This is a genomic window from Paraburkholderia sp. CNPSo 3272, assembly GCF_024206495.1.
Lineage (GTDB): Bacteria > Pseudomonadota > Gammaproteobacteria > Burkholderiales > Burkholderiaceae > Paraburkholderia.
The window spans coordinates 220,317-231,532 of record NZ_JAMBPQ010000004.1; the positions used below are offsets into that span (position 1 = coordinate 220,317).

An 11,216-nucleotide genomic window follows, 5' to 3' on the forward strand; every position below is an offset into this window, starting at 1 on the left:
ATGAAGCCGCTGCTGCGCGTGCTGCTGATTGTCGATGCGTTGACGTTGCTGGGGTTCGGCGTGCTGTTCGTTCTCACGCCCTGGACCCTCGTCTACAACGCTTTGCAACTGGTGCAAACGCAGCCGGCGCTCGTTGGGCAGGCTTTCGGCGTGGTGTTGCTGGGTTTCGCGTGGCTCGCGCTGCGCGCGGCCTTCCACGGGGAGATGACGGTGCCGGTGGGCCGCACCGTGGGGCACGTCAACTGGATTGCCGGCGTGCTGATGCTGGTCTGGCTGATCGGCGTGCGTAGTCCGCAGCTCACGGGCTTCGGCCAGTTAGTGGCTGGCGCGGTGGGTGTCTGGCTGATCGTCCTCGGGTTGGGCGGTGCGCGGCTGGCGGGTTTGGTGCGCAAGCGCGAGAGAACCACGCCGGCCGAAGCCGACGCGCAGCGGCGCGAAGCACGCGAGGCTCGCAAGGCCGCCAAGGCGCGGCGCGAGGAGCCGGTGACGTACGCGAAGCCCAGCGCTCCGCGAACGTCGTGGAGCGGTGCACGTGAACCGAACCGGCCCGCGGCGCCGGTCGAGCCTGTGGTCGAAGTTCCGACCGTGACGCCTGCGGCGGTCCCGCCGGTTGCGCCCCGTCCGTCGCCGGTTACGCCGCCTGCCAGCCCGGCTCAAGCTCAGGAGGCGCGCCAGGCGGCTCGCGACGAAGCGGCCGACGCACCGAGGCCGCCGCTGCGTGGCTGAGGCCGCGTGCAAACCCGGCCTCCCAAACAGCAGACGCAGTGCGCCCGAAGCACACCCGAACTTGCGCCACCCGGTGCCGCCGTAGCACGGCGCTCCGGTCCTGATGAATTCACGCTGTGCGCGTTTGAACTGTCGCGCGGCTTTCCGTATCCGTTCTTTTTTAGGTCTCGTCCGCAGCCATGCACGACAAAATCCTGATCCTCGACTTCGGCTCGCAAGTCACCCAGCTCATCGCACGCCGCGTGCGCGAAGCCCACGTTTATTCGGAAATCCACCCGTACGATGTGGACGACGCATTCGTGCGCGAATTCGCGCCGAAGGGCATCATCCTCTCCGGCGGCCCGAACTCGGTCACCGACACCGACACGCCGCGCGCGCCGCAAGCCGTGTTCGAACTGGGCGTGCCGGTTCTCGGCATTTGCTACGGCATGCAGACGATGGCCGAGCAGCTCGGCGGCAAAGTGGACGGCGGCCACCTGCGCGAATTCGGCTACGCCGAAGTGCGCGCGCGCAACCACACGAGCTTCCTCGAAGGCATCGAAGACTTCCGCACGAGCGAAGGCCACGGCATTCTCAAGGTGTGGATGAGCCATGGCGACAAGGTCACGGAGATGCCGGCGGGCTTCCAGCTGATGGCATCGACGGAATCGTGCCCGATCGCGGCCATGGCCGACGAAGCGCGCCACTTCTACGGCCTGCAATGGCACCCGGAAGTCACGCACACGGTGCAGGGCCGCGCGATGCTCGAGCGCTTCGTGCTCGGCATCTGCGGCGCGAAGGCCGACTGGGAGATGGGCCACTACATCGACGAAGCCGTCGAGACAATCCGCAAGCAGGTGGGCAACGAGCATGTGATTCTCGGCCTCTCGGGCGGCGTGGATTCGTCGGTTGCGGCGGCACTGCTGCATCGTGCGATCGGCGACCAGCTGACCTGCGTGTTCGTCGATCACGGCCTGCTGCGTCTGAACGAAGCCGAGCAGGTGATGTCGATGTTCGCCGACAACCTCGGCGTGAAGGTGATCCATGTCGACGCAAGCGAAGCGTTCATGTCGAAGCTCGCGGGCGTGACCGATCCGGAAGCCAAGCGCAAGATCATCGGCGCGGAGTTCGTCGAAGTGTTCCAGACGGAAGCGGGCAAGCTCACCGACGCCAGATGGCTCGCGCAAGGCACGATCTATCCGGACGTCATCGAATCGGCCGGCAAGGGCAAGAAGGCCGCGCACACGATCAAGAGCCACCACAACGTGGGCGGCCTGCCGGAAACGCTCAACCTCAAGCTGCTCGAGCCGCTGCGCGAACTCTTCAAGGACGAAGTGCGCGAACTGGGTGTGAAGCTCGGCCTGCCGCACGAAATGGTCTATCGCCATCCGTTCCCGGGCCCGGGCCTCGGCGTGCGTATTCTCGGCGAAGTGAAGCGCGATTTCGCGGATCTACTCCGCCGCGCCGATGCGATCTTCATCGAGACGTTGCGCAACACGATCGACAAGGAAACCAGCAAGTCGTGGTACGAACTCACGAGCCAGGCATTTGCGGTGTTCCTGCCGGTGAAGAGCGTGGGCGTGATGGGCGACGGCCGCACCTACGAGTATGTCGTTGCGCTGCGCGCGGTGCAGACGCTCGACTTCATGACGGCGCACTGGGCGCACCTGCCGCACGAATTGCTGGGCCACGTGTCGAACCGCATCATCAATGAAGTGCGCGGTATCAACCGTGTGGTGTACGACATCTCGGGCAAGCCGCCGGCGACAATCGAGTGGGAGTGATTCAGGATCCTCTGCAGTGGTCTGCAGAGGTCCATAAAGCGCGGTGTACGGGCTGTGTATAACCATGAGGCACCAAAAGAAGCGAGCGCCGAACGTTGAGCGTGCGGAGCTGGAGCAGCAGATCGAATCGCTTCGACGCGACATCCGGAAGCTGGAGCTCGAGCGCGACATCCTCAAGAAGGCGAACGAACTGGTAAAAAAAGGGATGGGCATCGACCCGCAGCTCCTGAGCAACCGGGAGAAGACGATGCTGGTTGATGCCCGGAAACAAACCTATCCATTGCCAGAGCTGTTATCCGTCCTGGGCTTGCGCGCAGTTCTCACTTCTATCACCGTGCACGTCTGCTTGTCGCTGACAGGCATGCTGGCGCGCGTCGCGTCATTGCAGACATCTTCGAATGCAATCACCGCTGCTACGGCTATCGTCGAATCGGGGCGGCATTGAGCAGGCAGCAGGTTTTCATCTCGGAGAAGGTCGTGCGACGTTTGATGCGACAGGAGGGTCTGGCCGCTCCCACGACCAGACGACGTCGCTACGGCTCCTATCGTGGAGAAATAAGCCCTGCGCCGGAGAATCTCCTCAATCGTGATTTCCCCGAATCAGAAATGGCCTACTGACATTACCGAATTCCAGATCCCAGCTGGCAAGGTGTATCTGTCGCCGGTAATCGACTTGCTTCGACGGTCTCGTTGTGAGCTGGTCAATCGGCACACGGCCAGATGCTCAACTCTTCAATGCCATGCTGGATTCGGCCATCGAATCGGTGGCTGATAGCCGGAAATCTTGTCATTCCCGTGAATGTAGGTGTATGTCAGGGGCAGGGACTGCAACCGGCACCTTTGCGACCACCTCAGTGCCGGCCAACCATTGGCAGATCACCTACAACCCCAATTCGTTTGTAGTGGCCTATCTTGACAACGGCGCGCTGAGTTCAAATTCGTCGTTCTCGTACTTCACGCACGTTTGCACTGAAACCTATCTCGGGCGTTATAAAAGCCGGAAGTGGCCCGCTCGCGCGGGCCACTATGTTCAAGCCGCTTGCGGAAGGAAACTCCGAATGCCGGTCGGGCGTTCCCCGGCTAGCCGGGTCGGGCTTTCGCGCTACGCGTCGAGCCTCGTTCCGAGTCTCGCCCCTGCGGGCATCAATCCCTAACGCGACCCCTGGTCAGGTGCGGCCATCCGGCCGCGCGTAGGCGCTCGCCCGAAGTGTTACCCATGTCCCCGCACACCTGTTACCCATGTCTCCGGTCCATACAGGTCCCTGGATGAAAGGGAAGTCACCGAAGCGGCGAATCGGCGGCAGGAATCCAGATTGTGGAAGTGGCTTCATGGAATTGTTCCGGGCCGCCCTGGGGCGGCCAGATTCCATCCGCATACGATTGGGCGCGAACCGCCATGCGCTCATCGAGGCTGTTCCAAGGCCAGATATGGGTGATGCGCGGCGCGCCATCGAGCGCATACATATTGACCGTTAGCGCCGAGCGTTTTGAGCGTTCGGGCATTGCGGCCTCCCACGCCTCGATGGTCGGCATCAGGCCGCCAGGCTTGAGCCAGTAGGTGCGAAACTCGTAATACTTGCCGAAAATTCCCGGCTCGACGGGCGGGAGAAACGGAAAGCCCGCATAGCTCTCGCTCTCGAACGTACACGCGCTGCTGGCCGCGCCAAACGGATCGCGGTGGTGCAGCTCGCGCTTTCGTTCCTGCGCCAGTTCCTCAGCGTCGGCGAAACCCCTCAGAACCCGCACATTTCCAAGGCGGCCATTTTCCGAGGTCCAGATTCCGAGCGTGCGCCCAGAGGTCGCCGGATCATCGAGCCATGCCTGCGCGTTTGCGATGACCTGGGGAAGCTTCAGAATATGCGACGACAACGTAGTCAGTTCGTAAAGCATATCGAATCTCCTGAGTCCATGAACGCCCCTTCGGACGTCCTTGATGAACGAGATTAGACTGCTCGCATTCGCAAGAGAATTCCCTCTTTGCTCACACACTCTGTCTGGAAATCGCCATGTTCGACTGGCAAGATTTACGCTACTTTGTCGTGCTTGCGCGCGTGGGGACGCTCTCTGGCGCCGCAAGCGCGCTGTCGGTCGAACATGCGACCGTCGGGCGGCGTGTTGCCTCGCTGGAGGCAGCGCTTGGTTTGAAACTCGTTTACCGGATGCCCCGCAGCGTTCGCCTGACCGAAGACGGCAAAGCGATCGCTGCGCTTGCAGAGCGCATGACCGAGGGCGCGCAGGCGGTCGAGGCGCATGCGTTGCGCGCTTCCTCGGCGTTGTCCGGCACGGTGCGTATCAGCGTGCCGCCTACGCTCGGCAGCCATTGCATCGCGCCGCATATGCGTGCGTTCCGCGAAGCCAACCCAACCGTGAAAGTTGTCATGGCGGGCGCCGCCGGTATTGCGCCATTGGAGCGCGGCGTCGCGGACATTGCCATTCGCATGGTCGAGCCGAAGGAGGGCAGCCTGGTCACGCGGCGAATCGGGGCGATCCGGTTCGGCTTGTATGCCAGCCATGACTACGCCGCGCGCCCCGCGCGGCAATGGGAATTCATCGCCAACGACTCGACACTGGACCATGTGAGTCATCAGCGCTGGTTGCGCGCCTATCTCGACGGGCGACCGATCGTATTCGAAACAGGCGATGTGATCGGCCAGCAGGGGGCGGCTCGAAATGGCGTGGGTGTCGCGCTCCTGCCAACGATGATCGGCGATGGCGACGCGGCACTCGTCAGGCTCGACCCAAAATCGGCGCCGCTCGAAACGCCGCTTTGGCTCGTGACCTATCCCGATCTGCGCCGCACTCCGGCCGTGAAGTCCGTAATGGCGTTTCTCGTGAATTGCATTGGCCGCGAGCCGCATTTCTCGGATGCGGGGAAGCGGCCGGTGGCACTCGTCGAATCCTGACCCGTCTCGAACTCAGCCCAGCGTTGCCGATCGCATTGACCCGGATTCCCAGTTATTCGTACTCCTGATATGCTCGCCGCGAAGATACCGACCACCGCGCAGAACGCGATAAAGTACCAGCCGTTCGTATGGTGGTCCTTGTGGACGAGCGCATCGATTGTGACCAGCGCGCGGCCAAAACCTTGGCAGAGAACGCGGCAAACAAAATAGCCGGCGCCATTCACGAATCCCATCGCTTTGCCATGAACCGCGGGCGAGAAAATCTCGGCAGGCGGCGCGAGGAACGGTCCCCAGACCATGTTGCCGAAGAGGCCCACGCGGCAGAGCGCGACGGCGAGCAGTATGTGGCGCGCATGCTGGAGCGTGCCGAGCATCACAACGAAAGGTGCAAGACCAAGCTGTCTTTGAGGATGGCGCTTATCGCCTGTGCGTATTGACTGCCATTTCCCAACCTAACCGCTGATGTGACCTGGCTCGACCACTTCCTTGATGAAGGCAAGGAGGAGTTCGCTGAGCCGAACCGGCTGCTCCTGTTGGATCCAGTGACCGGCGCCGTCGATCAACTCGATGCCCCCCATTCTCGTCGCCGCCTTCGTCCTCATGAGATCGAGCGCGCCGGGCGCTGAGTAGGTGCCCCAATCGCTCTTCCCGCCAATGAAAAGCGACGGGACATCGATCGTCTTGCCCGAGAACAGGCGCAACTCAGCGTTCAGGTCAGGGTCGGAAAAGACGCGATAGGCCTGCAGGGCGCCTTGAAACCCTGTGCGGCCATACTCCTGCGTGTACACCCCAAGTTCCGGCTCGGTGAGCCATTTGCAGGCCATGATCTCGGCGGAGGAAGGCTGGAATGGAGCGACGGTCTCGGGCATCGTCTTGCCGAGCTCCATGACGTAATAGGTGGGCATCTGTGCAAGTTCTGCGGCGGTTAGCGCCTTCAACGGATGCGGCTTGTTTCCCGGCCAGTCGGCGCTTTTCACGTAGAAAAATGCACGAAGAAACGCGTGTAAGCCCTGAGGGGGATGCCACATGTCATGGTTCGCCTCTCGTGAGCTCAGGTATTGCTGGTAATACTCTCTCGGTGGGTCCAGCGCGGCCAGCGCGGCCGCTAACTTTTGATTGGCCGTGTTCGGTTGAACCGGCAATACCTCGCTTTCCGCAATGTTGAACGGAAGCGTTGGCGGACCGGGGAACGGTGCGCTCATCAGCACCACCGAGGGAAAGATGTCAGGTCTGGCTAGCGCACAATAGGCCGCCACGGGCGAACCGAGGTCATGCCCCACAAGCATTGCCGTACGCCGATATCCCAATGCCAAAACCAGGCCGAGGGCGTCGCGCGTCATATTCAGAAGGCTGAAGGGCGTTAGCTGGGAGTCATAGTCGTTCACCCAACCGGTGGTGCGGCCAAAACCTCGCTGGTCGGGCGCCACGACGTGGTAGCCGGCATCAGCCAGAATCGGGATCAGATGTCGCCAGCCGTAAGCCAGATCAGGGAAACCGTGCAGAAGCAGTGCGAGCGGCCGCCCGGGTTTGTCGTAACCGGCCTCGAGGATATGGACATCGAGGCCATTGACCCCGTGGATCATGCGCGAGCGGACCGTCTTCGGGAGCGTTCCCTCGGCATATGTTGACGTGGACAAGTCAATTCCTCCAATGGGGTTTGCGCGCGCGGGGCGAATTAAAGAGGCAGCCAGGCTGACCGCGCCCATCGCCAGGACAGCTCGTCGGGAAGGCATAAAGCCACGTGGATGACTCATGACGGAACGCCCCGTCCGCGTGCAAGCGCTGTGTTCAGTTCCAGCGAGCGCGCCGCCGCAATCTGGTCAGGCGGCGCATGATCGAACGAACCCTCTTGACTTGAGATTGGGGCGGGAGGCATCGGCAACTCCTAGTATGGTGATCGCCATAGTATGGCAATCACCATAGAATCAGCAAGCGAAACGTGCTATGTTCTTGGCATGCCACGTAAGACTGACGCCCGCGCCCGTGCGATTGCCACGGCCCAACGACTGTTTCGCATTCAGGGCTACACTGCGACGGGATTGACCCAGCTCCTTGAAGAAAGCGGCGCGCCTAAAGGATCGTTCTACTTTCACTTTCCACGTGGCAAGGCACAACTCGCGGAAGAAGCAATCGATGAGTACGTTGCGAATCGAATTGCTGTATTACGGGATATCTCGGCGAATACGACGGGTGATGCTCTGAATTTTGTTCATCAGATTTTCAAGGCGTTCGCGGCCGAAATGGTCGGCTCTGATTTTCAGTACGGATGTCTAATGCAAAATTTGGCGAATGAGCTGCCCGCGCTCGACGCAGAGCTGACCAAACGGGTAGCGCGTGGATTTGTTGAGTCGACCGAGCTTATTGCGGAGCATTTCAGGGGGTGTGGTTTCGCTCCCGAGCGGGCGTCCGCTACCGCAGCCGCATTAGTAGCGGCCCTCGAAGGCGCGCGTACGATCGCCCGCCTTGAACGCACGCCGGCTATATTCGAGGCGCTGGCAGAGGTTAGTGCCCAAAGGTGGGCTGCCCCGGAGGGGTGATCCGGTCCAATGTTCTCGGTCGGACGAAATCGACCCCGAGTATCCTATGAAGACCGTCGGTCTTTCGCCAATGTCCGTTCGCAGACGCGCAGCCACCGCAGCAACGTCTTGGCATTGTCCATTGCCGGACCGCACAACCGGTTTGGCTTCGGCTTAAGCAGGCATATGCCGTGCCAATTCTCTCGACTGTGTTCGCTTGGGGCGTGCAGCGGCAGCCGGGGCAATATGAACACTTGGAGAATGGCCATGCAGGCGAATTCGAAGAAGGCCGAACAGGTCGGCCTGCCGGCGACCTCACGGCTGAGTCGCTCGTACGACAAGGCTGATTATGTCGACGCATTTTCGGTGGACTTGCCAGGGACTGCCTGCAACGACGCAGAGTCTCTCGCTCGACACATCTTTGCCGGGCAACCGAAGTGGATCGCGACGCTGCAGGGAGTTCGCGACTTTGCCGTATGGCCATTCGGACTTAAAAGAACGATCGATCTGAAAATCGCGAAGGGCGACCGGCTTAGTATTTTCCGCGTGTTCGAACGGCACAAAGACGAGATCATTCTGGGCGAGAACGACACGCATCTTGATTTCCGTGTGTCGGTTCTCGTGCAGCCTTCATCTGAGGGCCGGCCCCAGCGGCTGATAGTCACTACGCTTGTCTTCTACAATCGTCTGCTGGGTCGGGCCTATCTTGGCCTTATCGCTCCTTTCCATCGCCTCGTCGTACGAGCCTCGCTCGACCGGGCACAGCAGCTCGGATGGCCCGGCCGGTAGCGGCGATTCATCAACGCTCCTTTCAGCGGGCCGTAGCAAAGAGTTAGCGGCCTTCCGCACCATGTTCCGTACCGAGGCCTGATTGCTTGTGTCCGCCGAGCGGAATGTCGACGCCCTCGGTATGGGTACGTTGCCTGCCCATTTCGACGCCTCCCGATAAAAGGTTAGGTGTCCGTATTCACGGGTGAATCTCGGACTACCGCTCCACGTGGTGCGCAGCAGATTTCGCTGGCTTCGGTTAATAGCGGCGGAACTCATAAAACCCGCGTTCCTGTCTCGTTCTGTTTCGCCGATACATTGCCTCTGCTTTCCCTGCGCCCATATTGGCGAGGCGAGCAATTCATGACCCGCTTGAACGCTGCGCTGAAGGAATTCTCTGATTCATACCCCAGCGCCCGCGCAATTTCTGCAACGGAGTCACGGGAATGCCTCAGCTTGTCCGCGGCGAGCGTCATTCGCCAGCGCGTCAGATAGTCCATCGGCGAGAGCCCTACGAGTTCCTTGAACTTGAGCGCGAAAGCGGTGCGTGACATGGCCGCTTGGCCGGCCAGGGTCTGCAGGGTCCATTTGGCGCCCGGTGCCTCGTGCATCGCACTGAGCACCGCGCGCATGCGCTTGTCGGCGAGGGCGAAAAGCCAGCCGACTCCATCGCTCCGCGCGTTGGAAAGCTGCAGCCGCAACGCCTGCACCAGCACCATTGTGGCCAACTGCTGAGCAATAATGCCTCCCCCCGGTTGCCGCTCGCGCAATTCCTGCCTCATGCGCTCAACACACCATCGCAACGTGGAGAGGCCCGGCTCGTCCCGGACATGGATGATAGGCGGGAGCATGTTCAACAGGAGGTCTGCCTGACCATCGGCCAGCGTGAAATAGCCACCAATGCTCAGAAACTCGCCGCCCTTGTTGTAGGTCACGATACGACCGTCCTGCACGTCCGGTAGGAGCGTGCGGAAATCGATTGCTTCTACAGCCATGTCGCTTGCGATTCGAAAGGGCCTCCCTCTCGCAAGTATGAAGCACCCCCCGCAATGACTTTCACGGGCTCAGGCCGGGCTGAGGGGGAAGGCCGCGCCTGGCGTTGCGCCAGCCGCGGCCTAAACCTTTTGCAGCGCCCGATCACGCACATCACGCTCATCGAGGCGGCGGAACGCGGCCTTTGCATCGACTCGATCGAGGTCGAAGTGACCGGCGAGCAGCATCCGCTCGCGCAGCAGCCACGCTTCGAAATTGTTCCGCTTTTTCCGTACAACATTCGCTACACGCGCGAGATCGTCTCGCCGGAACCGGCCGAAACGATTCGCGCGCTTCATGAAGTCGCAGAAGCCGTGTGCCCAATCTTCAACCAGCTCAAGCAATCGCAGACGATCGACGGTGAGCTGAGACACACGGTGGCCGCGCCGCCCGCGAACGAGAAGGCCGCCGGAAGGCGACGGCGGATAGGGGGCTCAGGTGGATTCCCAGCGCGCATCGGCGACTACGAGCTTCTTCGGGATCAGCTTGAGATCGGAGAACGTATCGGCAATCTGCTGCTGGTAGGCAAGCGTGGCGGCGTCGATAGGCTGCACGCCATAGCTCGCGCGCCTGAGGGCGAGTTCGAGCGTCGGTGCGTCGAGGCCAACGAGCGGTGACAGTTGCGCCGCGACGGCCGGGACGTTGTCGCGCGCCCAGGTGTCCACGGCGCCGATTTCCTCGACGACCGCATGAAGCACGGGCGCATGCGAGTTCGCGAAGCTGCGGCTCGCTATGTAGTACTGCGTATTCTTGACGAGATTTGCGCCGTTCGCAATCGAACGCACCTTCGCCTGACGCTCGATCGCCGCGAGATAGGGATCCCAGATCACCCAGGCGTCCACGCTGCCGCTCGTGAACGCGGCGCGCGCATCGGCGGGCGCAAGATAGACAGGCTGGATATCTTCGTACTTCAGGTTGGCCTTCTGCAGCGCCTTGACGAGCAGATAGTGAACGTTCGAACCCTTGTTGAGCGCAACGCGCTTGCCGCGCAGGTCGGCGGGCGTGCGGACGGGCGACTCCTGGTGCACGACAATGGCTTCGCCCTGCGGTGCGGGCGGCTCGCTGGCAATGTAGACAAAATCCACGCCGCCCGCCTGCGCGAAAATGGGCGGCGTCTCGCCCACGGTGCCGACATCGACCGCGCCGGCGGCGAGCCCTTCCAGCAACTGCGGACCGCCCGGAAACTCGATCCATTGCACGGTGAAGCCCAGCGGCGCAAGCCGCTTCTCCAGCGTGCGCTGAGCCTTCAGAACGACGAAGTTCCCGTACTTCTGATAACCGACGCGCAGAACCTTGCCGTCGTCCGCGCGTGCCGCGCCGCTTTGAAGCGTCAACACGCCAGCGCCCGTGAGCGCCGTCACGCCGCGAAGCGCCGTGGCCGTCGCAGCGCCTGCCGCGAGCTTCAATAGTTTGCGGCGCGCGCCGTTTGCCGTGTGGTCGCCGTGCTTCTCGTAGTTGTCGTTCGACATCGTGATGTTGCCTGTTTAAAGGTACATGTTGAAACGGCC

Annotated in this window: 10 protein-coding genes and 3 pseudogenes; 9 read left to right on the forward strand and 4 right to left on the reverse strand. The window is 61.8% G+C overall.

All coding sequences use genetic code 11. From position 1 onward, the window contains the following. The 4 genes and pseudogenes from M3I53_RS07245 to M3I53_RS38580 form a co-directional block, all read left to right on the forward strand. The gene (locus M3I53_RS07245) at positions 1-726 is read left to right on the forward strand and encodes a hypothetical protein (protein ID WP_254315270.1); all 726 of its coding nucleotides are present in this window, start codon (positions 1-3) and stop codon (positions 724-726) included. A gap of 179 nt (positions 727-905) precedes the next feature. Beyond that, entirely contained in the window at positions 906-2,489 is a 1,584-nt protein-coding gene (gene guaA, locus M3I53_RS07250) for a glutamine-hydrolyzing GMP synthase (RefSeq protein WP_254315271.1), read from the forward strand. Between the two features lie 61 nt (positions 2,490-2,550). Beyond that, a pseudogene (locus tag M3I53_RS07255) lies at positions 2,551-3,265 on the forward strand (IS3 family transposase); the annotation flags it as partial. A 1-nt stretch (position 3,266) separates the two neighbouring features. Continuing rightward, a pseudogene (locus tag M3I53_RS38580) lies at positions 3,267-3,478 on the forward strand (hypothetical protein); the annotation flags it as partial. A 289-nt stretch (positions 3,479-3,767) separates the two neighbouring features. Here M3I53_RS38580 and M3I53_RS07260 read toward each other — a convergent pair. Continuing rightward, a complete protein-coding gene (locus M3I53_RS07260; protein ID WP_254315272.1) occupies positions 3,768-4,379 on the reverse strand; it encodes an NIPSNAP family protein in 612 nt (203 codons plus the stop codon). Positions 4,380-4,495: 116 nt separating this feature from the next. Between M3I53_RS07260 and M3I53_RS07265 the strand changes: the two genes are divergently transcribed. Then, on the forward strand, positions 4,496-5,392 hold the full coding sequence (locus tag M3I53_RS07265; RefSeq protein ID WP_254315273.1) for a LysR family transcriptional regulator: 897 nt from the start codon (positions 4,496-4,498) through the stop codon (positions 5,390-5,392). A 140-nt stretch (positions 5,393-5,532) separates the two neighbouring features. Continuing rightward, positions 5,533-5,829 (forward strand): hypothetical protein, encoded by a 297-nt coding sequence (locus M3I53_RS07270; protein ID WP_254315274.1) that lies wholly within the window; start codon positions 5,533-5,535, stop codon positions 5,827-5,829. 15 nt (positions 5,830-5,844) lie between these two features. Here M3I53_RS07270 and M3I53_RS07275 read toward each other — a convergent pair whose 3' ends face one another. After that, positions 5,845-6,975, reverse strand: a complete 1,131-nt coding sequence (locus M3I53_RS07275; protein ID WP_254315275.1) for an alpha/beta fold hydrolase — start codon at positions 6,973-6,975, stop codon at positions 5,845-5,847. 324 nt (positions 6,976-7,299) lie between these two features. On the opposite strand from M3I53_RS07275, the gene M3I53_RS07280 reads away from it, so the two are divergent. Both M3I53_RS07280 and M3I53_RS07285 read left to right on the forward strand, forming a co-directional pair. After that, a complete protein-coding gene (locus tag M3I53_RS07280) occupies positions 7,300-7,929 on the forward strand; it encodes a TetR/AcrR family transcriptional regulator (protein WP_254315276.1) in 630 nt (209 codons plus the stop codon). 246 nt (positions 7,930-8,175) lie between these two features. After that, positions 8,176-8,697, forward strand: a complete 522-nt coding sequence (locus tag M3I53_RS07285; protein WP_254315277.1) for a DUF2867 domain-containing protein — start codon at positions 8,176-8,178, stop codon at positions 8,695-8,697. A gap of 254 nt (positions 8,698-8,951) precedes the next feature. Here M3I53_RS07285 and M3I53_RS07290 read toward each other — a convergent pair whose 3' ends face one another. Beyond that, complete coding sequence (locus M3I53_RS07290; RefSeq protein WP_254315278.1) at positions 8,952-9,671, reverse strand: AraC family transcriptional regulator; 720 nt, start codon at positions 9,669-9,671, stop codon at positions 8,952-8,954. Between the two features lie 138 nt (positions 9,672-9,809). Between M3I53_RS07290 and M3I53_RS38410 the strand changes: the two are divergent. Continuing rightward, a pseudogene (locus M3I53_RS38410) lies at positions 9,810-10,091 on the forward strand (OsmC family protein); the annotation flags it as partial. A gap of 51 nt (positions 10,092-10,142) precedes the next feature. Here the strand turns inward: M3I53_RS38410 and M3I53_RS07300 are convergent. After that, entirely contained in the window at positions 10,143-11,177 is a 1,035-nt protein-coding gene (locus M3I53_RS07300) for a sulfonate ABC transporter substrate-binding protein (RefSeq protein WP_254315280.1), read from the reverse strand. Positions 11,178-11,216 lie beyond the last annotated feature (39 nt).